This is a genomic window from Colwellia maritima (genome assembly GCF_022669015.1).
In the GTDB taxonomy this organism is placed as follows: Bacteria; Pseudomonadota; Gammaproteobacteria; order Enterobacterales; family Alteromonadaceae; genus Colwellia; species Colwellia maritima.
Map to the genome: position 1 here is coordinate 612,348 of NZ_JAKKSL010000001.1, position 20,770 is coordinate 633,117.

Here is a 20,770-nt window from a genome sequence, read left to right on the forward strand (position 1 = left end):
ATATAGTAAGAATAATGTTACGTATATTTTGCTTTATACCAAATCGTGTTCGATTGTAGTCTTTTTTAAATTAGTGTTTAAGCGTACAATCGTCACATATTATTTATTAATCTTTCTTTCATTTATTAGTGTTGAGGCTTTTACATGTCAAAAAATAATTCTGTCAATTTCTATCATCATATCCAAGCAACAAATCGCTCAAGTTCAAGCGGAAGGCTTGTATAAAGCAGAGCGTGTTATTACCACGGCCCAACAAGCAAAAATAGCAGTAAGCACTGGAGAACAAGTCATTAACTTTTGTGCTAATAATTATTTAGGTTTAGCAAATCATCCTGATCTTATTGCTGCAGCGAAAAAAGGATTAGATGAACATGGTTTTGGTATGGCTTCTGTCCGCTTTATTTGTGGCACACAAGATATCCATAAAACCTTAGAGCAAGGAATCAGTGAGTTTTTAGGCATGGAAGATACTATTTTGTATTCATCTTGTTTTGATGCGAATGCAGGCTTGTTTGAAACCTTATTAGGTGCTGAAGATGCGATTATCAGTGATGCCCTTAATCATGCTTCAATTATTGATGGTGTTCGATTATGTAAAGCAAAACGTTTTCGTTATGCTAACAATGATATGGCTGCATTAGAGCAGTGTTTAATTGAAGCTGATGCCGGCCGGAGCGCGTTTTAAATTGATTGCGACTGATGGCGTATTTTCAATGGATGGTGTTATTGCTAATTTAAAAGGGGTATGTGATTTAGCCGATAAATATAATGCGATGGTAATGGTAGATGACTCGCATGCTGTCGGTTTTGTAGGTGAAAACGGCCGTGGTAGCCATGAATATTGTCGGGTGATGGGTCGAGTTGATATTTTAACAGGCACTTTAGGCAAAGCTATGGGGGGTGCTTCAGGTGGTTATACGTCAGCTAAAAAAGAAGTGATTGAGTGGTTGCGCCAACGCTCACGTCCTTATTTATTTTCTAACTCACTTGCGCCGCCAATTGTAAATGCGTCATTGCAAGTTTTAACATTATTAGCGCAAGGTGGTGAGTTACGCAAAACGCTGAAAGCAAACACGGCTTACTTTCGTGAAAACATGGAAACTGCCGGTTTTACTTGTGCAGGGGCAGATCATGCCATCGTGCCGGTGATGTTAGGTGATGCAAAAGTGGCTAGCGATATGGCAAACAAATTGTTAGCCGAAGGAATTTATGTGATTGGTTTTTCATTTCCTGTCGTACCTAAAGGACAAGCGCGTATTCGTACTCAAATTTCAGCTGCACATACAAAAGAACAATTAGATCAAGCTATTTCAGCCTTTATCCGTATAGGCAAAGAAATGAATGTGATTAGCTAAGACGAGAAAATATTATGAAATCATTATCAAAACTAAAACCAGAGCAAGGGATTTGGCTAACTGAAACAGATAAGCCTGAAATGGGGCATAATGATCTGTTAATTAAAATTAAGAAAACCGCCATTTGTGGTACCGATATTCATATTTACAATTGGGATGAGTGGGCGAAAACCACGATACCTGTACCTATGGTTGTTGGGCATGAATATCTTGGTGAAGTGGTTGGTATTGGCCAAGAAGTTAGAGGTTTTGCCTTGGGCGATCGTGTTTCAGGCGAGGGCCATATTACTTGTGGTCATTGTCGTAATTGTCGTGGTGGACGTACGCATTTATGCCGAAATACGGTTGGGGTAGGTGTGAATAGAGCTGGTGCTTTTGCTGAATACCTTGTTATTCCTGCTTATAATGCCTTTAAATTGCCTGATGAAATTTCTGATGATTTAGCCGCCGTTTTTGATCCGTTCGGTAATGCGGTTCATACAGCCTTATCATTTGATTTAGTGGGTGAAGATGTATTAATCACCGGTCCGGGCCTATTGGTATTATGGCCGCCGCCGTTGCAAAGCACGTGGGAGCTCGTCATGTAGTGATCACTGATATTAATGAATACCGTCTAGCTTTAGCTAAAAAAATGGGTGTAACACGTGCTGTTGACGTTTCAAAAGAAAATTTAACTGATGTAATGAGCGAATTAGGCATGACAGAAGGGTTTGATGTTGGGATGGAAATGTCAGGTGTACCAATGGCATTCACTAGCATGTTAGACAATATGAATAATGGTGGTAAAATCGCTATGCTCGGTATTCCGGGTAAAGATATGGCCATAGATTGGAGTCAAATAATCTTTAAAGGTTTAACCATAAAAGGTATTTATGGTCGCGAAATGTTTGAAACTTGGTATAAAATGGCTAGTCTTATACAATCGGGCTTAGATTTATCACCTATAATCACTCATCATTACGCTATTGATGATTTCCAACAAGGATTTGATGTGATGCGGTCAGGACAATCAGGTAAAGTTATTTTAAATTGGGAGAAATAGTGTCAGATAACCAAGAAACGTTTAAGCACATGCAAGTCGTTGATTTGCATGATGTACTTAATGACAATACGCATGTGGTAGTGGATATACGTGATGAAACTTCATTTGCTAATGGCCGTATAAGTAATGCATTGCATTTAACTAATGAAAATTTAGCTGATTTTTTACGTGAAGCCGATCCTGATGTACCTGTAGTTGTTTGTTGCTACCATGGGCATTCTAGTCAGCAAGCGGCACAATTTCTTGTTAGCCAAGACTTCACTCAAGTATACTCGCTAGATGGTGGTTTTACTCAATGGCAATTGCAATACCCTGATCAAGTTTCACGTTAAAAATTGAGCCCTAATGTCTGAACCTAAACACTTGCAGCCTTTAGTGCAGCTAGAACAACATAATATTGCGTTACTTTTTGCAAATTATTTGCTCACGTTGGATATTGAGGCTTATGTTGTAACTGAGCCAGTAGATAAGGATGTGGTGCAAAGTAAACAGGGACATACGGTTTATTGTCAGCAAGATAAAATGGAGCAAGCTAAAATTGAGTTTGAACATTTTATTAAAAGCCCATTTGATGCAAAATATCAACAAGCAGCTTGGCAACATGGTGAAACCGTTACGCTTAATCAGCAAGATTCTACGCTGTTATCTAGCTTTAAAGATAATTTTCTCGCTCATGCAGGTATAATCACTTTGTTGGTGTTTGCTTTTTGTTGGTTGGTTTTTATCGGTAGTAATTTAGGCGGAGCACGCCCATTATTTACGTTATTACAGTTTTATCCTTCTTTATCTTTAGGAACTCTTACAACAGAACCTTGGCGTATTCTTAGCCCTATTTTTCTCCATTTCTCTTTATTACATATTGTTTTTAATACCATGTGGTGGTGGCAATTAGGGGGCAGTATTGAAAAAACATTAGGAAAAGGAATACTTATTAACTTGTTGTTAATTTCTGCTATTGTCTCAAATTTTGGGCAATTTTTTGTTTCAGGTGCCAATTTTGGCGGTTTGTCTGGGGTTGTTTATGCGTTAGTTGGTTTTGTGTGGTGGTATGGTTATTTAGCGCCTGAAAAAGGTTTGTTTTTATCAAAACCCATTATTGTTTTCTTACTTTTTTGGTTAATCTTGGGTTTTGCTGATTTATTACCCGTCAATGTTGCCAATACCGCCCATTTACTGGGATTGATTTCAGGCTGCTTATTAGCAGTATTTCATGTTAAAAGTGACAAAAAAACAGTACGCAAACATTAATAAGCTGTTAAAATATGCCTAACTTATATCTTTGTAACATTTAAAATGGAAATTAACTCATGAAAAAGCTATTAGGTTTAACAACTTTACTTTTATCTACACCTCTTCTAATCTCATCTGCGTTTGCTAATGAACAACCTTTAGCCGAAGATCTTGTGGGTAAATTCTACGGTGGTGCGCATTTACTTCGTATCAACACAGACAATGATCGTAAACCTTCAGACCCTTATAAAGCAACAGACCCTTATGCTACTTCTAGCCATGGTAGTGGTTTTGGTGCTGAATTAGGTTATCGTATTACCGAATCAACAGAATTTAGATTCTCTGCAAGCCAAATTAACTTAGATAAACATTATAGTTTTTTTGATAAACCTTATGTGGCCGGCGTAGATGCCTTATATTTTCCGAAAAAACAAAACTTCTACGTACTTGGAGGTCTAGGTTACTTAGATATTGGTCAAGAAGACCCATCACTAAATTTGGGTGTCTTGGCTACCGTCATTATCTTAACGAACGTACTGCAATTTATTTCGAAGGTAAAGGGCATTACGAATTTTCTGGCCATTATAAAGATACTGCCCTACGTTTAGGTTTTATATACTTTTTTGGTGATGAAGCAGACGCATCTCCAGTTAAAAAAGAACGTTCAGTATTTGATAAAGCAGCAGCTGTAGGTGCTTCACTTGTCGCAGCAGTTACGTCTTCAGATAAAGATAGCGACAATGATGGTGTATCAGATAAAAATGATCAGTGTGCTGATACGCCAATCACAGATAAAGTCGATGAAAATGGCTGTACTATCTTTAGCGAAGAGTCAGACAGAGTAGAGCTTCTTGTTAACTTTGATAACAATAAAGCCGTTATCAAAGCGCAATATATACCAGAAATTCAAAAAATGGCTGAAGTGTTAAAGAATTATCCTGAACTATCATTAGTTATTGAAGGGCATACCTCAAAAGTAGGTAGTTCTGCTTATAACCAAAAAATATCTCAACAACGTGCAGAAGCAGTGGTTGATGTGTTAGTAAATAAATTTAACATTGCTAGCGACCGTTTATCTGCGGTAGGTTATGGTGAAGAACGTTTAATTGATTTAGGCGATACCGCTGCTCATGCTGTAAACCGTAGAATAGAAGCGAAAGTAGAGTTAACTAAAAAAGTACCGGTTGCTAGATAGTAATCATTTATTTTATTTAGAATAAGTATTGGTGTTATCGCCAATACTTATCAAGACTTTCGTTATATAAAGCCAAAGAAATCTCTTTGGCTTTATTATTTTTTAGATTTAGATTTAGATATACCCATTCTATTAAATTTATTCCCACCTTAGATCTCAGATTAATTATCTAACCATTGAGTAAATAAGAGTTTTTTGATTAAGGGCTGCCCAGTTTCTTTAATAAGCAAAGCTTTGATTTTCTCTTCGCATTTTAACTGTATTTCAGAACGCCCTTTGATTGATTTAATCGTTTCTTCAGGCTGTTTACCAATAATATCAATAATAGCATCACGTAATAAAGGTGAATGGTGTTCGACTATTTCGATGCTTTCACTGGGTACCATTAACTCAACAGTTAAGCGCACAAAACCCATTTTTTTCTTGGTGGTTATATAGTTAGTGACTATATCAGGCTCAAAACCAAAGTAAGCATAATCAGAGCTTTTCGAGGTTAAAGGCATCAACAAACAAGTTATCATTAATAAATATTTAAACATAAGGTTACTTCTTGAATTAAAGCAATAAACAGGTACACCTCTTATCATAACCTGAAAGTAATCATTTGCTTGAAAAAATATTACTTTTTTTAACATTTTACTTATAGGGTGAAATGAGTTCCTGTAAAAACAATGTTATCATCACCTCGGTTTTAATTTGGCTTTTAGTTTATGAATTTGCAATCATTGTTTCCTGTTACTTTGTCTACCCAATGGCACGACGCAGATAAGTTCTCTCTAGATGAGAATCTAAAGCGTTGGCTTCTTGATCCCAAATCACTTACCGCGCGATTAAAATCTAATTGCGAGCAATTTAGAATTGAATTGCCGGGACAACGTATTGAGTCCTGTCAAGAAAGCGAAGCAGTGCCACTTATTCCTCAGGATGCAGACGTATTAGTTAGAGAAGTGTTGCTTTATTGTGATGATAAACCGCAAGTTTTTGCGCGAAGCTTATTGCCTATAGCTAGCTTAACAGGAAAAGAGCAAGCTTTGGCTAATTTAGGCACACAGTCATTAGGACAAGTGCTGTTTAATAATCCCTCGTTAAAAAGGCAAGTGATTGAGGTTGCCGAATTCGACGCTACTAGCACAGTGGTAAAAATGGTTAAAAAATTAGCCTGTACTGACAATTTAACTCCGGTAGCAGAAAACCTTTGGGGACGACGTTCCATATTTGTTTTAGAAGGTAAGCCGTTAATGGTGGCAGAAGTGTTTTTACCCGGTGCCTTTGCCTATCAAATAGCAGAAAACTCAGAGGCTAAACATGCTTAATATGTTCACGCAAAAATGGCAGGCAATTAAGCTCATTACACGCATGGATAAGCCAATAGGGACTTACTTATTGTTATGGCCAACGTATTGGGCCTTATGGATTGCTAGTGATGGTTGGCCGCAACTTTACTTATTTATTATCTTCAGTTTGGGCGTTTTTGTTATGCGTAGTGTTGGTTGTGTCGTTAATGATATAGCCGACATAAAGGTTGACGGTAAGGTTGAGCGTACTAAAAATAGACCATTAGTTTCGGGATTAATGAGTAAAGATGAAGCTGTTAGCCTCTTTGGGTTGCTGATCGGTATTGCTTTAGGACTAGTGTTGACATTAAGTTGGCCGACCATTTATTTGTCTGTGGTTGCACTACTGCTAGCCGCATCATACCCCTTTATGAAGCGTTATACCCAGTTGCCTCAAGTTGTACTTGGTGCTGCTTTTAGTTGGGGGATGATAATGGCTTTTTCGGAGGCTCAAGGGGAAATACCTACGATCGCTTGGTTGTTGTTTTCAGCCAATGTATTATGGACTATTGCTTACGATACTATGTATGCCATGGTTGACAGAGATGATGATATAAAAATAGGTGTGAAATCAACCGCAATTTTATTTGGGGAAAATGACAAACGAATTATCGGTTTTATCCAGTTACTTGTGTTGGCTATATTGTTTACTGTCGGTGATATATTGGCGTTTGGCGGCCTTATCAATTAAGCTTGGTTGTGACAGCAGGTTTGTTTAGTTATCAACAACTATTGATTAGTAACCGAGAGCGAGATAAGTGCTTTCAAGCTTTTTTACATAACCATTGGGTAGGTATGGTTGTATTTATTGGTATATTTGTTGAGTATTTATAATAGTATTGATTCGTGCGTTGTACCGTTAGGAACTTAACGAAGAAGTTAGTAAAAATAGCCACTACAGAAGATTTGTTAAGCCGTATCTAGCTCAAGTTAACTATCAATTAAACCATGATTAACGGCATATCTAATTAAATCAGCCAAACATTCTATTTGTAATTTGGCTTTGATATTACGGCGATGTGCTTCAACTGTCCGAAAACTTATTCCAAAGCATTTTTGCTACAGCTTTGTTAGATAATCCCTGGGCTATATAAGCTAATATCACTTGTTCTCGAGTAGTTAATTTTGTTTTTTCTTCTTCTTCTTCTTGTGGATTTTCAGCCAATGCAGCTGCAATGGATGGGCTAAAATAAGTTTTTCCCGATGCAACGGCTTTAATTGCGGTATACACTTCTGCTGAGCCAGTATCTTTTAAAATATAACCGGAAGCGCCGGCTTGCATGGCACTGTTAACAAACTCCAAACTGTCATGCATGCTAAAAATCAGGACTTTGGTAGACGTTAATTGCTCAGTAATAATCTCAGTAGCATCTATGCCATTCATATCGGGCATACTAATGTCCATTAAAATAACATCAGGTTTTAATGTTAATGCTTTCGCAAGGGCACTTTTACCATCTTGTGTTGTGCCAATAATATTAATGTCATGATAATAAGATAAACAGGCCGTTAATCCATCCTGAACCATAGGATGATCATCAACAAGTAGCACTGATGTTACTTGTGTATTCGTGACTGAATTTGGCATGCTATTTCCTTTCTAGTTATCTTGAGATCAAATGGTTTATAGGATTAGTTTTTAAAGTATTGCCTTTCTATTACTGTTTTTTTGCGCACTACTATTAAAGTAATAAGCAAATACATGGGTAGGTATATTAGCACTAATACTTGTCCCTTTATTTGACGTACACACTTTGAGCTGCCCACAATGATATTCAATACGTTCAGTTAAGTTTCGTAAACCTATACCAAAAGACTCGAGAGGCGCCCCCGTTTTATTTTTTTGCTACCACTAAAACCAATACCATTGTCTGTTATGGTTAACGTTAGCCACTTATTCTCAATGGCCAAGTCAATAGTAATATGTGTTGCTTTAGCATGCTTTTCAATATTAATTAACGACTCTTGTACAACACGATAAAGGCTAATATTAATATTGTCGGGCAATAATTTTCTCAACTTAGGCTTGGTAAAGCTAATTTCAATGTGGGTTTGTTTTGAAAACTCTTTGGCCAGTGCGGCAATGCCGGCAGATAAGCCTAACTCATCAAGTATTCTAGGGTGCAAATTGTGAGAAATGCGTCTTACTTCTTGTATGGCAATTTTGAGGTTTTTTTCAGCGTCAGCGAGAGGTTTAGGTTTTTCCTGTTTAGATTGGCTTAAAAATATTGTGGTGGCTTCAATAGAATATTGTATTGAGACGAGTATTTGTACTATACCGTCGTGTAATTCACGGGAAATATGTCGATGTTGCTCTTCTTGTAGGTTGACAATTTTTTGCCCTAATTCATTAATTTTTTTGTCTGCTTTTTTCTTATTACTTAAATTGATCACCAAACCTAACAAAAATATAATAAATATCGAACTGAGAGAGATGATCAGAATAATTTGTTTAGTTTTATTAATGTGTTGATCAATTTTTTGCTGCAGTGAGGCTAACTGTTGGTTAACATCATCAAGATACACCCCTGTCCCCAAGATCCATTGCCATTCTTCTAAGTAAGTTGAATAGCTCATTTTATTTGATGTGCTTTGATTGGACGGTTTGCTCCATTGGTATTGTAGAAAGCCGCCGCCGACTTTCGCATTACTAATTAACTGTTGAATAATCTTGTTTCCGCTATCATCTTCTAAATCCCACCAACTTTTTCCTATTCTATAGGGCTCCTTGGGATGTGCGATATTGATTCCCTGATCGTCATACGCAAAAAAGTAACCGTCATCACCATTGTATAATAATTGATTTAGTAATTTTTGAATGGCCACTTGTTGAATGTTATTTTCATTTTTATCAGCAGGGTGAATGTGTTTTATTGCGGCACGGGCGAGGGAAGTATAATTTTGTAATTCTTGTTTTTTCTGGTTCATTAAAAAAGTTTTTAATGTCTGTAAGTTATAATTAGAGAGTGCGCGATACTCACTACTGACGAAAAAAAAGATGACAATAGACGTTAATATCACTTGAATAACCGTAATATAAAAGAGGCGTAAAGGTAAAATCATTCGAATAGTCACCAAAAAATAGCATTATTTATCATTACAAATTTCGCTTTAAATCACTAGTAGAACAGCGGATTTTTAGAACTACGACTTTAGTCTTACGTGTTTGCACGGATAGCCATCCTTTGATAATTATATTATTGTGGTTAAATGCTACTAAGCATGATTAGGGTAATATAAAACAGTTTGAATATAATAAATAATTAAATTACAACAAGTTAAAGGAAAAACAGATGAAAAAATCAATTTTTTTAAAGGCAGCACTTATCGTGTCGCTTGGGTTGTCTGCATTAGGACTGTCAAGTGCGGCGATGGCTGATGATGGTAAGAAATATCGTTGGAAACTGGCCGAAACTTGGGGGCCAAACTTTCCTGTATTTGGTGATACCACAAAAAACATGGTGAAAATGGTCAAAGAAATGTCAAATGGCCGTTTAGATATTCGCATTGACTCATCAAATAAACACAAATCTGCTTTAGGTATTTTTGACTTTGTTAAAAGTGGTCAGTATCAAATGGGTCACTCTGCCTCGTATTATTGGAAAGGTAAAAATTTCAATACTATGTTTTTTACCACGGTGCCTTTTGGCATGATTGCTTCTGAGCAATATGCTTGGTTCTACTACGGTGGCGGCATGGAATTAATGAAAGAAGTTTATGATCAATACGGTATCTTATCATTCCCTGGTGGCAACACGGGTAACCAAATGGGCGGTTGGTTCAAAAAAGAAATCAATAGTGTTGAAGATCTTCAAGGGTTAAAAATGCGTATTCCAGGTTTCTTTGGTGAAGTATTAGCAAAATTAGGTGCAAAACCAACGAATATACCATCTGGTGAGCTATACACAGCACTAGAGCGTAATACAATTGACGCGTTAGAATGGGTTGGACCTTCGTTAGATCTACGCATGGGTTTCCATAAAATTGCACCTTACTACTACACTGGTTGGCATGAGCCTGGTACTGAATTACAATTTATGGTTAATGAAAAAGCGTTTAACTCTTTACCTAAAGATCTACAACAAATTCTAACCGTTGCTATGAAAGCTGCAGCCTATGATATGTATGCTCAATCGATGCATGAAAGTGCGGTGAATCTAGACACACTACAAAAAGACTACCCCAATGTGAAAATGCGTTCTTTTCCAAAACCGCTAATGAATAAAATTAAACAAACTAACGATGAGTTGTTAGCTGAGTTTGCTGCTAAAGATCCAATGACAGCGAAGATTTTAAAATCATTAAACGACTATAAAGACAAAGTACGCGCATGGACCAACTTATCTGATAGAGCTTACCTTGATAACTTTGATGCTAAGTAGCTAATCACTTAAGTAATATAAGTACTTGAGTTAATCGCTTAAGTTGTTTTACTAAGTAACCTAGGCGCGGTTTTTAACCGCGCTTTTTTTAGAAAATATGAGTCAAACATGAATGCTAGCCTGAAACTAATCACAAAAATTATCGATGCATTAGGGAACCTCTGTAGCCTTTTAATGCTGCTGATGATCGCCAATGTTTTTTATGACGTAATCATGCGTTACTTTTTTAATGACGTAAATATAGGAATGCAGGAGCTAGAGTGGCATTTATTTGCGGCAATGTTTATGTTTGGTATTGCTTATACATTAAAAGAAGATGCACATGTAAGAGTCGATATATTTTATGATGCTATGACACCTAAAAAACAGGCATTAATTAATATTTTTGGCTCGCTCTTGTTTGCCTTACCTATAACGTTATTAATACTTTACTATGGTTATGGCTATGCGTTAGAAGCTTATACTATCGGTGAAGGTAGTGGTGACCCAGGAGGATTACCTCACCGTTGGATTGTTCGCGCGGTAATTCCTTTGTCTTCTTTTTTATTAGTGTTATCTATTTTTCATGTAGTCCTGAGTAATATTCTTATATTACGTGGCATTATAGTGCCTGAGAAGCATCATCAGGGAGAAGTATAATGACAGGTTTAGTACTTTTTGGTATCGCGCTAGTATTTTTATTCTTCGGTTATTCTGTTGCGTTTACGTTTCTTTGGTGTCTCACTTCTTGTTGGGGTTGCTGTCCTCGGTGTAGATTTATTTGAATTTATGCCATATCGCATTATGGCAATTATGGAAAATACCATTCTGATGGCTGTGCCCATGTTTATTTTTATGGGCATTGTTTTGCAAAAAACAGGTTTGGCAGAACGATTATTAGAATCGTCAGCTAAACTATTTGGTGGTATAGCGGGTGGTGTTGCTGTGTCTACTATTATTGTTGGTGCTTTGTTAGCTGCATCAACGGGTGTGGTAGGGGCAAGTGTTGTTGCCATGGGTGTTATTTCTTTACCTGTAATGTTAAAAAATAATTACCATCAACCAACGGCTGCAGGGGTTATTTGTGCCTCGGGTACGTTAGGACAAATTATCCCACCTTCTATCATCTTAATTATTTTGGGTGATGTTATGGGGGTACCTGTTGGTGACTTATTCCGTGCTGCTATGCTGCCTGGATTAATGTTAGTCGGCTTTTATACCTTATATATTATAATATTAGGAAAGATTAAGCCTGAATTCATGCCCCCTATTGAGGTTACTGAAAGCAAACGAGAATTAATGCTACAAGCCTTAAAAGATATTGTGCCCCCGTTAGTGCTAATTCTGATTGTACTTGGCTCAATATTCGCCGGTATAGCTACACCGACTGAATCATCAGCCATTGGCGCTGTTGGTGCCATCATACTTTCTATATTTTACGGAAGTTTCACTTTTCCTAAAATGCATGAAGTGTCGAAAGAGACAGTTAAAGTAACATCAATGGTTTTTGCTGTGTTAATTGGTGCAACCGCATTTTCAATGGTATTTAGTTATTCTGGTAGCGAATACCTCATTGAAGACTTCTTTATGGATTTACCTGGTGGGAAATGGACATTTATAGCATTATCGATGTTGGCTATATTAGTATTAGGTTTCTTCATTGATTTTATTGAAATTGCTTTTTTAGTTGTTCCTATTTTGCTACCTGTTGCTATTGCGTTAGATATTAACTTGGTATGGTTTGCGATTTTAATATCAATGAATTTACAAACCTCCTTCTTAACACCACCTTTCGGGTTTAGTTTATTCTATTTAAAAGGCGTTGCGCCCAAATGGATGAAAACAACTACGATATATAAAGGCGTTATTCCCTTTATAGCGATGCAAATATTAGTGTTGTTGTTGGTTGTTCTCTTCCCTGAGTACTTGATTATTGCTTGATTTAGGCAAGGTTAATTTAGGGAGGTATATCCTAAATTAACCTTGCTTTGTATGAAGAGAATTATAATTTTTCTTGGTGATCATCTGGTAGATATTTATAGCCAGTAATCATGGCAGAAACCAAAGCGGTTTTTTCCCTTCTTTCTGCAATTAGTACACCCAAAATATGTAATGGAATCAGAAAAATAAGCCCATAAAAGGCATAAACATGCGCGGTAATAAAGGGTTTGCGAATATCGCGCATTGTTTTATAAGCTGCTTCATCCACATTCACTTTTGAGTAAGGTTTAATGGCATCCACATTCTGCTTATCTGCAGCGATACTTTGGGCAAAATAATTTCCAAAAGGGGGTAATATATGTCTGTACCCGCAATAACTAATCCAGAAATTGCTTGTGTTAACATCAAAAAGAATAAAGCAAAAACCATTAATTTACCGGCCGGATTATGGCCTTTATAGGTTGATTGTTTATGCTGCTTGAAATCAACTAACTCCTGTTTGAAACCTTTATTAAAGGGTAAAATATTTTTCCAACGTTCGTGGTCTTTACCTGTAAAACCGATGACAAATCTAATAAACAAGTTGACAGCAAAGACATATCCTATGATTACATGGATCGTTTTTAATAAAATTTTACCATCAGTGCTAACGCCAAATGATTTAGCATTTAAAATGATGATCCCCACGAAAAGGAGAAGCATAATTGCGGTTACATTTATCCAGTGAAATAATCGTACTTTAGCACTCCACACGAAAACTTGTTTACGTTTTCGGCCATTTTAAGCCCCTTTTTTATGACTGATAGTGAAATAGAACAACGCTTTAAAAAATAACATAGCGTATAATGTTAGTGTACTTGTTTATTTGAGTAGCAGCATTAGACAAACGCAGGGTTTATTGTTTTTAATTCATTTTTATCAGGGTACACTTGTACCATGAGTTGGTAACTTTTTGATATTTGGTATTTTATGAGAGACAAAATCATCGCGATAATATTACTCGGTATGATGACTTTAAATTTGCTAGATGTACTAACAGATATTTCTTTGGGTGTTCCTAGTTGGCATATAATATTTGAAAGTTTAGTGATTGTTGGGGCCGGTATAGGTGCATTATTTTTAATAAAAGATATTAGAGCCAGAACAGCTGATATTTCAAAACTAAAGCAAGCATTATTGATCTCAGATGATAATTTAAGACATATTTCAGATGAAATGAAAAATGCACGTTCAGAATACAGCACAGTTATTCAAAATCAATTCAAGCAATGGTCACTTACCCCAAGTGAGCAAGAAGTGGCGATGTTATTGCTTAAAGGCTTGAGTTTTAGAGAAATTAGCAGTGTTAGAAATACTAAAGAAAAAACCGTACGACAACAGGGCTCCATTATCTATAGTAAAGCGAATGTTGAAGGTAGACATGAATTTGCCGCATGGTTTTTAGCGGATTTTATGTAGCTATTTTTTAATTGAAACAGCTACATAAAAATAGTGCTTATTGATTAATTTCTACAACGACACGACCACGTACTTTACCCGATATTAAGTCGTCGGCAACGTTAACCACCTCACTTAATTTAATGTCGCTAGAAATATCTTCTAATACGCTAGGGTCAAGAATAAGGGCAAGGCGTTTCCATGCTTCTATTCTATCTGCTAGTGGGCGCATTACACTGTCAATACCTGCTAATGTGACACCACGTAAAATAAAAGGGGCTACTGTCGCAGGGAAGTCCATACCTTGCGCTAAACCACATGCTGCGACCACGCCGCCGTATTGTGTGCTAGCGCAGACATTAGCTAGTGTATGGCTACCGACCGAATCTATTGCTCCGGCCCAACGTTCTTTGCCTAATGGTCTACCTGGCTCTGATAATGTGTTACGATCGATTACTTCAGTTGCCCCTAGTTTTTTTAGATAGTCAGCTTCATCAAGCCTACCAGTAGAAGCAACAACCTTGTAGCCTAATTTTGCTAAGATAGCGATTGAAAAGCTCCCCACGCCACCATTAGCACCAGTAACCAAAATATCACCTTTGTCTGGCGTAATTCCATTTTTTTCTAGGGCAATAACGCATAACATGGCTGTGTAACAAGCAGTACCGATAGCCATAGCTTGACGTGGTGAAAAGGCTTTTGGCAGTGGAATTAACCATTCACTTTTTAAACGCGCTTTTTGAGCCAAACCGCCGCAGTGTGTTTCACCTACACCGAAACCATTAAGTAAAACACTATCACCTACCTTGAACTTATCGCAATCGCTGTGTTCAACTGTACCCACGAGATCAATCCCTGGAATCATAGGGAAAGAACGCACAACAGGTCCTTTGCCAGTAATTGCTAGTGCATCTTTATAATTAAGTGTGCTATGAGAAACATTAACGGTAACATCACCTTCTGGCAATATGCTTTCATTAATATTTGTGACTGTTGATCGATAACCTTGGTCATCTTTTTCGATTAGTATACCTTGGAACATTATACTCTCTAATTTAGACTGATCGTCTATAAATGGTGGAAATTTTATTTAGGCAATGTCGTTACAAAGTGAGTAAAGAAATTGTCTAAAGGTTTGTTGTCTTGTTGTAATTTTGCACGACTTACCGCGCCTTCCCAAACAACCCAAAAAATCTCAGCTAATAGATCGCAATCGGCAGTGTTTGAAATCTCATTCTGCTTTTGTGCTGCTTTAAGGCAATTAGCTAAACGGTGTTGCCAATTATGAAATATATCGATTAATTGTTGTCTAAAACTTTCGGGCAATAAATCGATTTCTTGCCCTAGATTTCCCACTAAACAACCACGTTTAAATTGATGACGAGCCATACCTATTTTGGCGCCTTCCACAAAATTATGTAGACGGGTTAGTGGCGTATAGGATTCATCTAATAAACAATTATCTAATTTACGGGCAAAATAATTGGCATAACTTTCAATAACCGCCTGACCAAAGGCTTCTTTACTTGCAAAGTAATGATAAAAAGAGCCCTTTGGCACCTTAACCTTTTTTAAAATCTGATCAATACCTGATGAAGCAAAGCCGCATTCAGTAAGTTGTTCAAGACCACTGCGAATTAATTCGGCTTTAGTATCGTGATTTTCACGTATTACTTTTGGTGGTCTACCACGGCGTGGTTTTGATATAGGTAAATTCATTTTTATATAATAGACCGATCGTCTAATTAAATGCAAGTTATTTTTAAACGCTCACATATTTGGAGGAGATCGGTTGCTTTATTCTTGCTTCATTAGTTTTGTGTACCGAGTTTATTTTATTGACTTTTCAAACAAATAGCGCTCCAATATTATTAACAACTATTTTATTCGTCGGGTTGAAAAACAGTGCAAAAGGCGTATTAATAGACCGGATTAATATTTACCGGCTTCAAGGAATAACATGCCTAATTCATGGATACACTTCACGCAGTCTTTATACGAATGGTTAGCTTTTTTGTTTATTTGGCTAATCGCCCTTGTCGTTGTGGTCATTGTCGCAATGTATATCATCGATAAATTTCAAACTAAACATGCCATTAGACGGAACTACCCTGTTGTGGGGCGTTTTAGGTATTTTTTTGAACATTTAGGTGGTTTTTTTAGACAATATTTCTTTTCAATGGACAGAGAAGAATTACCTTTTAATCGTGCTCAGCGCACTTGGATCTATAAAGCAGCAAAAAATATTAATAGCACCATTGCCTTTGGTTCGAGTAGAGATATAAAAAAACTCGGTTATATTTCGTTTGTTAATTGCCCGTTTCCCAGTTTAGATAAAAATGTTGAAGTTCCAAAAACAATCACTGTTGGTAGCCGATGTGAGTCACCTTGGAGTACTTCAGCTTTTTTTGGAATCTCGGCTATGAGTTATGGCGCAATCTCTAAACCTGCGGTTCAAGCACTTTCATATGGTGCAGCAAAAGCAGGAATATGGTTAAACACTGGGGAAGGCGGATTATCCCCTTATCACTTGCAAGGCAATGCCGATATTATTTTTCAAATAGGCACCGCAAATTATGGCGTTAGAGATAGCGACGGTAATTTAGATGATGAAAAATTATTAAAAATAGCCGCCTATTCACAGGTAAAATTATTTGAATTAAAATTATCTCAAGGTGCTAAACCGGGTAAAGGGGGTATTTTACCTGGCAGCAAAGTGAGTAAAGAGATTGCTGAAATACGAGGGATTCCTGAAGGGCATGATTCTATAAGTCCTAACCGACGAGTTGATGTTCATGACAATGATTCCTTGTTAGAAAAAATTCATCATATTCGCACGGTTACTGGTAAACCCGTGGGATTTAAAGCTGTTTTTGGTTCTCCTGATTGGATAGAAGAATTGTGTCTTTTAATCAAAAGTAAGGGGGATGAGTTTGCACCTGATTTTATCACATTAGACAGTTGCGACGGTGGTTCAGGTGCTGCACCAATGACATTAATGGATGATGTAGGAATGAGCATTAAAGAATCATTACCCGTGTTAGTTGATACCTTGATTAAGCACGGTTTAAAAGATCAAATAAAGGTTTTCGCTTCTGGTAAATTAGTTAATCCCGCAGATGTTGCTTGGGCGCTTTGTGTTGGGGCCGATTTTTGTAATTCAGCGAGAGGCTTTATGTTTTCATTAGGTTGTATTCAAGCATTACAATGCCATCAAAATACCTGTCCCACAGGTGTTACAACACACAACAAAAAACTACAAAGAGGTCTTGTTGCAAAAGATAAGTCTGAACGGGTGGCGCATTATGCTCATAATATGATGCATGCTGTTGGCATGATTGCTCATTCTTGTGGTGTTGATGATCCAAGAGAGCTGAATAAAAATCATGCCAGAATTGTTATTGAAAATGGTAAATCAATATCAATTAAAGACTATTGATCAGGCAGTTTTTCGTCTAAGGTTTTCAAAGAACGGAGGAATAGGCCTAATCCTCCCATAGCCAAAATTAAAATAACGATTAAATCAAACGAGGTCATGGATCTAAATGAGAAACGAATTGAAGAAATCACACCAAAAATTAGGCCGGTAATAGAACCAATTGATAATATCCGGACCTAGGATGCTTCTACCGTTATAAAAAATCAGACCCACACCAAACATAAAAGGTATCATCACCATACCGGCGGTTATATTATACTGACCACCCATTGCCGAAAATCCGTATAGGCGCATGCCCATACCAAAGCTTGAGCTAACTTGAATGGCATTGAGTAACATATAAAATCCACCACACATCATGATCAGGCCAATAAAAAACTGCCCTAATCCGCCTGATGTTCCACCTGCTCCCTTCATATTGATTAAATCCTTAAATATTGATTAAAAGCGTTACTATTTGTAAGTATCATATAATTATTAGTTTATAAATGTCACTAGAAAACGCTATGAAATTATGATGCTAGCTAAAATTTAATATAATGCTTTCTATTATTGATTATGCTAATTTGCCTGTCATATTAGTTACTATACGCCTTTGACATATTATGTCAAAGGCGTATAGTAATAACTTAGTCAAAAGTATAATGATTAAAATAGTTTAGATTAACTATTTGTTTTAAGGACGAAATATGGAACAACTGCTAGAAGTCGCTTCACAATTCCCTACGGTAATTTATTCTACATTGCTCGGCATCATCATTATTTATTGGTTGATTGGTATGCTTGGTTTGGTTGATTTAGATTTTGCAGGTGATATCGATATTGATGTTGACAGTGATGTTGATATGTCTGTTGGTGGACTTACAGGGTTAATGCTTACGTTTGGATTTGCGGGTATCCCCTTTAGCTTGGTGATCAGCATTATTATATTAATCTGCCGGTTAATAAGCGTATATTTGCAATTTTATTTATTAGCGTGGTTACCTGACGGTTGGTTATTTTATCTTGCCGGTACTGTCAGTAGTATTCTTGTGTTTATACTGTCTTTACCACTTACCGCCATTGCAGTACATCCATTAAAAGGCTTGTTTAAAAGTGTCGAAACAACACTAAGTAATAACTTAGTCGGTAAAGAGGCAACTATTGCTACAGGGACGGTAAGTGAAACCTTTGGTCAAGCGCGTTTGTTTAATGATGGAGCCGAAATTTTACTGGATGTGCGCTGTGCTCCGGAACACATTTTAAAAAAGGTGATAGAGTTTTGGTAATAGAGTATCTTCGAGAAAAACATACTTATTTTGTTGCACCATACCCACTTTAACTACTGATTTATAAAGAATAATTTTTTGGTCACTTTGGCGTGGCTGCTGTTTTACATAAGAGGAAAAAAACATGGTAATGGAACCACTTTATTTAGCTATAGGAATTGGCGTACTGTTCGTCTTTTCACTTTTAATTATGTTCGCTAAGTTTTACAACAAAGTAGAGCAAGGCCAAGCGCTAATCATTAATAAACTTAGAGCTGAACCAGAAATCAGTACAACAGGCGGAATGGTTATTCCAATAATCCATAAAAAAGAAGTTATGGATATTTCTACTAAACGCATGATGTTAGAGCGTAAAGGCCGTTCAGGACTTATCTGCCAAGACAATATTCGAGCCGATATTATTATCACCTTTTATATTCGCGTGAACGAAACTAAAGAAGACATTTTACGTGTTGCTAAGCAAGTGGGTTGTGAACGTTCGTCATTCCCAGAAACATTACAAGAGCTTTTTGAAGCCAAATTTTCAGAAGCACTTAAAACAGTCGGCAAGCAGTTAAATTTTACTGAACTATTCACACAACGAGACAGATTTAGAGACAAAATTAAAGAAGTGATAGGTCAAGATCTTTCTGGCTACGTGCTTGAAGATGTTGCGATTGATTTTCTAGAACAAACATCAATAAATGATCTCGATCCAAGTAATATTATGGATTCAGAAGGGATCAGAAGAATCACTGAATTAACAACGCAACAAAGCGTTGAAACCAATGATTTAAAACGACAAGAAGAAATCCGTATTAAACGTCAAAACATAGATGCAGAAGAAAAAACCTTAGAACTTGAACGCCAATTAGCTGATGCCAAAGCGAAACAAGAGCGAGAAATTGCTTCAGTGCAAGCCCGTGAAGAAGCAGAAACGGCAAAAATTGTTGAAGAAGAGCGCTGTAAATCTGAGCAAGCTAGAATAGCAACCGAGCAAGTAGTTGCGGTAGCCGAAGAAAACAAACAGCGTGAAGCTGATATCGCATGTCAAAACCGTTTACGTGCCGTTGCCATTGAAGAAGAGAAAGTGATTCGTGCACGCCAAGTGGAAGCCATTGATCGTGAGAAAGAAGTAGAAACCTTACGTATCGATAAAGAAAAAGCGCTTGAAGTAGAACGCAAAAATATTGCTGAAGTACAACGAGAACGTATTATCGTTGAAAAAGGAGTGGCAGAAGAGGAAGAACGAATTAAAGACTTACGTGTTGTGTCTGAAGCTAATCGTCAAAAAGACGAACAGGTTATCAAGGCTAAAGGTGAAGCTGAAGAATTGCTTGTTAAAGACATTGAATCCGCGAAAGCACAAGAACAAGCGGCAGAACATACAGCCAGAAAAATGCAAACTATTGCCGAAGCAGAATTAAAAGCGGCGAGTAAGCAATCAGAGTCTAAGAAAATTTTGGCTGAAGGTAATCAAGCCGCAGCAGCATCTCAAGGATTAGCAGAAGCACAAATTACCTTAGCGCAAGCAGATGCACATGAAAGACAAGGTGAAGCCGAAGCCAAAGCACTTGAACTTAAATTGACAGCTGAGGCAAAAGGTATTCAAGAAAAAGCGTTGGCGGAAGCAACTGGCTTAAGAGAGAAGCAAGAAGTATTAAATGCCATGTCTGAGCAAGCCCGTGAATTCGAAACATTTGGCCTGCGTTTAAATCAAGAGCGTGAATTAACACTAGCCAAATTAAATAACAGTGTTGATTTAGCTGAGAAACAAGCAGATGTATTAGCAACGGCCTTAAGTGAAGCCAATATCAACATCATGGGTGGAGATGGAGAATTCTTACATCAATTTATGAAGTCAATCACTGTGGGTAAGTCACTTGACGGATTAGTAAATGAAAGTGAGACGGTAAAAGCTTTATTTAAAGAACACTTAAATGGTGAGCGCAATATTATGGACGATCTCCCTGGTGTTATGTCTGGCGCTTCAGTAGCCACAGAAACAATGAAAAACTTCAATATGGCTAAACTACTGTCAACCTTGAATGAGGCAGATGACACACAAAAAGGTGCACTGGCGAGTTTATTAAATTTGGGTAATAAAAAAACCTAAGACGTGCATAACCAACACTGACTCAGTAATAACTAAGTCAGTGTTGGTTAAATAACGAAGCCAAGAATATTAA

General features: G+C 37.1%; 20 protein-coding genes and 5 pseudogenes. 15 read left to right on the forward strand and 10 right to left on the reverse strand.

Annotation, left to right across the window (positions count from 1 at the left end; genetic code table 11):
- Nucleotides 1-154 precede the first annotated feature (154 nt).
- From L3081_RS03025 to L3081_RS03045, 5 genes and pseudogenes are all read left to right on the forward strand, one after another.
- Nucleotides 155-1,355 (forward strand): annotated as a pseudogene (locus tag L3081_RS03025) (glycine C-acetyltransferase).
- 14 nt (nucleotides 1,356-1,369) lie between these two features.
- Nucleotides 1,370-2,397: pseudogene (tdh, locus tag L3081_RS03030) on the forward strand (L-threonine 3-dehydrogenase).
- The gene (gene glpE, locus L3081_RS03035; protein WP_338027088.1) at nucleotides 2,397-2,729 is read left to right on the forward strand and encodes a thiosulfate sulfurtransferase GlpE; all 333 of its coding nucleotides are present in this window, start codon (nucleotides 2,397-2,399) and stop codon (nucleotides 2,727-2,729) included. The pseudogene tdh and the gene glpE overlap by 1 nt, the downstream one beginning before the upstream one ends.
- Before the next feature lie 13 nt (nucleotides 2,730-2,742).
- Nucleotides 2,743-3,645: a rhomboid family intramembrane serine protease GlpG gene (glpG, locus tag L3081_RS03040; RefSeq protein WP_242283336.1), complete on the forward strand. Its 903-nt coding sequence runs from the start codon at nucleotides 2,743-2,745 to the stop codon at nucleotides 3,643-3,645.
- 59 nt (nucleotides 3,646-3,704) lie between these two features.
- Nucleotides 3,705-4,235 carry a hypothetical protein gene (locus tag L3081_RS03045; protein ID WP_242283337.1) on the forward strand — a complete coding sequence of 177 codons (531 nt, stop codon included), beginning with the start codon at nucleotides 3,705-3,707 and terminating at the stop codon, nucleotides 4,233-4,235.
- Here L3081_RS03045 and L3081_RS03050 read toward each other — a convergent pair.
- Nucleotides 4,210-4,368 (reverse strand): hypothetical protein, encoded by a 159-nt coding sequence (locus L3081_RS03050; protein WP_242283338.1) that lies wholly within the window; start codon nucleotides 4,366-4,368, stop codon nucleotides 4,210-4,212. The two genes, L3081_RS03045 and L3081_RS03050, sit on opposite strands and share 26 nt — an antisense overlap.
- 76 nt (nucleotides 4,369-4,444) lie before the next feature.
- On the opposite strand from L3081_RS03050, the gene L3081_RS03055 reads away from it, so the two are divergent.
- On the forward strand, nucleotides 4,445-4,822 hold the full coding sequence (locus L3081_RS03055; protein ID WP_338027248.1) for an OmpA family protein: 378 nt from the start codon (nucleotides 4,445-4,447) through the stop codon (nucleotides 4,820-4,822).
- 161 nt (nucleotides 4,823-4,983) lie between these two features.
- Here L3081_RS03055 and L3081_RS03060 read toward each other — a convergent pair whose 3' ends face one another.
- Nucleotides 4,984-5,361 (reverse strand): flagellar basal body-associated protein FliL, encoded by a 378-nt coding sequence (locus L3081_RS03060; protein ID WP_242283343.1) that lies wholly within the window; start codon nucleotides 5,359-5,361, stop codon nucleotides 4,984-4,986.
- A 171-nt stretch (nucleotides 5,362-5,532) separates the two neighbouring features.
- Between L3081_RS03060 and L3081_RS03065 the strand changes: the two genes are divergently transcribed.
- Together L3081_RS03065 and ubiA are read left to right on the forward strand one after the other, a co-directional pair.
- Nucleotides 5,533-6,135: a chorismate--pyruvate lyase family protein gene (locus L3081_RS03065; RefSeq protein WP_242283345.1), complete on the forward strand. Its 603-nt coding sequence runs from the start codon at nucleotides 5,533-5,535 to the stop codon at nucleotides 6,133-6,135.
- Nucleotides 6,128-6,990: pseudogene (ubiA, locus tag L3081_RS03070) on the forward strand (4-hydroxybenzoate octaprenyltransferase). Before L3081_RS03065 ends, ubiA begins: the two are co-directional and overlap by 8 nt.
- Nucleotides 6,991-7,086: 96 nt before the next feature.
- Here the strand turns inward: ubiA and L3081_RS03075 are convergent.
- The 3 genes from L3081_RS03075 to L3081_RS03085 all read right to left on the reverse strand — a co-directional run bounded on the left by L3081_RS03075 (nucleotide 7,087) and on the right by L3081_RS03085 (nucleotide 9,084).
- Nucleotides 7,087-7,200, reverse strand: a complete 114-nt coding sequence (locus L3081_RS03075; protein WP_338027249.1) for a LuxR C-terminal-related transcriptional regulator — start codon at nucleotides 7,198-7,200, stop codon at nucleotides 7,087-7,089.
- Nucleotides 7,181-7,744, reverse strand: coding sequence for a response regulator transcription factor (locus tag L3081_RS03080; RefSeq protein ID WP_242283347.1), 564 nt, complete (start codon nucleotides 7,742-7,744; stop codon nucleotides 7,181-7,183). The genes L3081_RS03075 and L3081_RS03080 overlap by 20 nt, the downstream gene beginning before the upstream one ends.
- A 215-nt stretch (nucleotides 7,745-7,959) precedes the next feature.
- Nucleotides 7,960-9,084 (reverse strand): cache domain-containing protein, encoded by a 1,125-nt coding sequence (locus tag L3081_RS03085; RefSeq protein ID WP_242283349.1) that lies wholly within the window; start codon nucleotides 9,082-9,084, stop codon nucleotides 7,960-7,962.
- A gap of 365 nt (nucleotides 9,085-9,449) precedes the next feature.
- Here L3081_RS03085 and L3081_RS03090 point away from each other — a divergent pair, with 365 nt between their 5' ends.
- The 3 genes and pseudogenes from L3081_RS03090 (at nucleotide 9,450) to L3081_RS03100 (ending at nucleotide 12,458) form a co-directional block, all read left to right on the forward strand.
- Nucleotides 9,450-10,538, forward strand: coding sequence for a TRAP transporter substrate-binding protein (locus L3081_RS03090; RefSeq protein ID WP_242283350.1), 1,089 nt, complete (start codon nucleotides 9,450-9,452; stop codon nucleotides 10,536-10,538).
- Between the two features lie 108 nt (nucleotides 10,539-10,646).
- Nucleotides 10,647-11,177 carry a TRAP transporter small permease subunit gene (locus tag L3081_RS03095; RefSeq protein ID WP_242283352.1) on the forward strand — a complete coding sequence of 177 codons (531 nt, stop codon included), beginning with the start codon at nucleotides 10,647-10,649 and terminating at the stop codon, nucleotides 11,175-11,177.
- Nucleotides 11,177-12,458: pseudogene (locus L3081_RS03100) on the forward strand (TRAP transporter large permease). The gene L3081_RS03095 and the pseudogene L3081_RS03100 overlap by 1 nt, the downstream one beginning before the upstream one ends.
- Before the next feature lie 61 nt (nucleotides 12,459-12,519).
- On the opposite strand, the gene L3081_RS03105 reads toward L3081_RS03100, so the two are convergent.
- Together L3081_RS03105 and L3081_RS03110 are read right to left on the reverse strand one after the other, a co-directional pair.
- Nucleotides 12,520-12,759, reverse strand: a complete 240-nt coding sequence (locus tag L3081_RS03105) for a hypothetical protein (RefSeq protein WP_242283354.1) — start codon at nucleotides 12,757-12,759, stop codon at nucleotides 12,520-12,522.
- The gene (locus L3081_RS03110; protein WP_242283356.1) at nucleotides 12,729-13,160 is read right to left on the reverse strand and encodes a cytochrome b/b6 domain-containing protein; all 432 of its coding nucleotides are present in this window, start codon (nucleotides 13,158-13,160) and stop codon (nucleotides 12,729-12,731) included. The genes L3081_RS03105 and L3081_RS03110 overlap by 31 nt, the downstream gene beginning before the upstream one ends.
- Nucleotides 13,161-13,427: 267 nt before the next feature.
- On the opposite strand from L3081_RS03110, the gene L3081_RS03115 reads away from it, so the two are divergent.
- Nucleotides 13,428-13,916 carry a helix-turn-helix transcriptional regulator gene (locus L3081_RS03115; protein ID WP_242283358.1) on the forward strand — a complete coding sequence of 163 codons (489 nt, stop codon included), beginning with the start codon at nucleotides 13,428-13,430 and terminating at the stop codon, nucleotides 13,914-13,916.
- A gap of 37 nt (nucleotides 13,917-13,953) precedes the next feature.
- On the opposite strand, the gene acuI is transcribed toward L3081_RS03115, so the two are convergent.
- Nucleotides 13,954-14,937 (reverse strand): acrylyl-CoA reductase (NADPH), encoded by a 984-nt coding sequence (gene acuI / locus L3081_RS03120; protein WP_242283359.1) that lies wholly within the window; start codon nucleotides 14,935-14,937, stop codon nucleotides 13,954-13,956.
- 44 nt (nucleotides 14,938-14,981) lie between these two features.
- Nucleotides 14,982-15,614 (reverse strand): acrylate utilization transcriptional regulator AcuR, encoded by a 633-nt coding sequence (acuR, locus tag L3081_RS03125; RefSeq protein WP_242283362.1) that lies wholly within the window; start codon nucleotides 15,612-15,614, stop codon nucleotides 14,982-14,984.
- A 241-nt stretch (nucleotides 15,615-15,855) separates the two neighbouring features.
- Here acuR and L3081_RS03130 point away from each other — a divergent pair, with 241 nt between their 5' ends.
- Nucleotides 15,856-17,334 (forward strand): FMN-binding glutamate synthase family protein, encoded by a 1,479-nt coding sequence (locus tag L3081_RS03130; protein WP_242283363.1) that lies wholly within the window; start codon nucleotides 15,856-15,858, stop codon nucleotides 17,332-17,334.
- On the opposite strand, the pseudogene L3081_RS03135 reads toward L3081_RS03130, so the two are convergent.
- Nucleotides 17,328-17,751: pseudogene (locus tag L3081_RS03135) on the reverse strand (hypothetical protein). The gene L3081_RS03130 and the pseudogene L3081_RS03135 sit on opposite strands and share 7 nt — an antisense overlap.
- Nucleotides 17,752-18,023: 272 nt before the next feature.
- Here L3081_RS03135 and L3081_RS03140 point away from each other — a divergent pair.
- Together L3081_RS03140 and L3081_RS03145 are read left to right on the forward strand one after the other, a co-directional pair.
- Nucleotides 18,024-18,602, forward strand: coding sequence for an OB-fold-containig protein (locus tag L3081_RS03140; protein ID WP_242283365.1), 579 nt, complete (start codon nucleotides 18,024-18,026; stop codon nucleotides 18,600-18,602).
- Between the two features lie 124 nt (nucleotides 18,603-18,726).
- Nucleotides 18,727-20,697 (forward strand): flotillin family protein, encoded by a 1,971-nt coding sequence (locus L3081_RS03145; protein ID WP_242283367.1) that lies wholly within the window; start codon nucleotides 18,727-18,729, stop codon nucleotides 20,695-20,697.
- Nucleotides 20,698-20,770: the final 73 nt, after the last annotated feature.

Bases quoted from the DNA above. Each gene is read 5' to 3' on its own strand.
- L3081_RS03060 (WP_242283343.1), bottom strand. From the start codon at position 5,361: ATGTTTAAATATTTATTAATGATAACTTGTTTGTTGATGCCTTTAACC.
- L3081_RS03045 (WP_242283337.1), top strand. From the start codon at position 3,705: ATGAAAAAGCTATTAGGTTTAACAACTTTACTTTTATCTACACCTCTT.
- L3081_RS03115 (WP_242283358.1), top strand. From the start codon at position 13,428: ATGAGAGACAAAATCATCGCGATAATATTACTCGGTATGATGACTTTA.
- L3081_RS03065 (WP_242283345.1), top strand. From the start codon at position 5,533: ATGAATTTGCAATCATTGTTTCCTGTTACTTTGTCTACCCAATGGCAC.
- L3081_RS03080 (WP_242283347.1), bottom strand. From the start codon at position 7,744: ATGCCAAATTCAGTCACGAATACACAAGTAACATCAGTGCTACTTGTT.
- acuI (WP_242283359.1), bottom strand. From the start codon at position 14,937: ATGTTCCAAGGTATACTAATCGAAAAAGATGACCAAGGTTATCGATCA.
- acuR (WP_242283362.1), bottom strand. From the start codon at position 15,614: ATGAATTTACCTATATCAAAACCACGCCGTGGTAGACCACCAAAAGTA.
- L3081_RS03110 (WP_242283356.1), bottom strand. From the start codon at position 13,160: ATGCTTCTCCTTTTCGTGGGGATCATCATTTTAAATGCTAAATCATTT.
- L3081_RS03095 (WP_242283352.1), top strand. From the start codon at position 10,647: ATGAATGCTAGCCTGAAACTAATCACAAAAATTATCGATGCATTAGGG.
- L3081_RS03085 (WP_242283349.1), bottom strand. From the start codon at position 9,084: ATGAACCAGAAAAAACAAGAATTACAAAATTATACTTCCCTCGCCCGT.
- L3081_RS03145 (WP_242283367.1), top strand. From the start codon at position 18,727: ATGGTAATGGAACCACTTTATTTAGCTATAGGAATTGGCGTACTGTTC.
- L3081_RS03130 (WP_242283363.1), top strand. From the start codon at position 15,856: ATGCCTAATTCATGGATACACTTCACGCAGTCTTTATACGAATGGTTA.
- glpG (WP_242283336.1), top strand. From the start codon at position 2,743: ATGTCTGAACCTAAACACTTGCAGCCTTTAGTGCAGCTAGAACAACAT.
- L3081_RS03090 (WP_242283350.1), top strand. From the start codon at position 9,450: ATGAAAAAATCAATTTTTTTAAAGGCAGCACTTATCGTGTCGCTTGGG.
- L3081_RS03140 (WP_242283365.1), top strand. From the start codon at position 18,024: ATGGAACAACTGCTAGAAGTCGCTTCACAATTCCCTACGGTAATTTAT.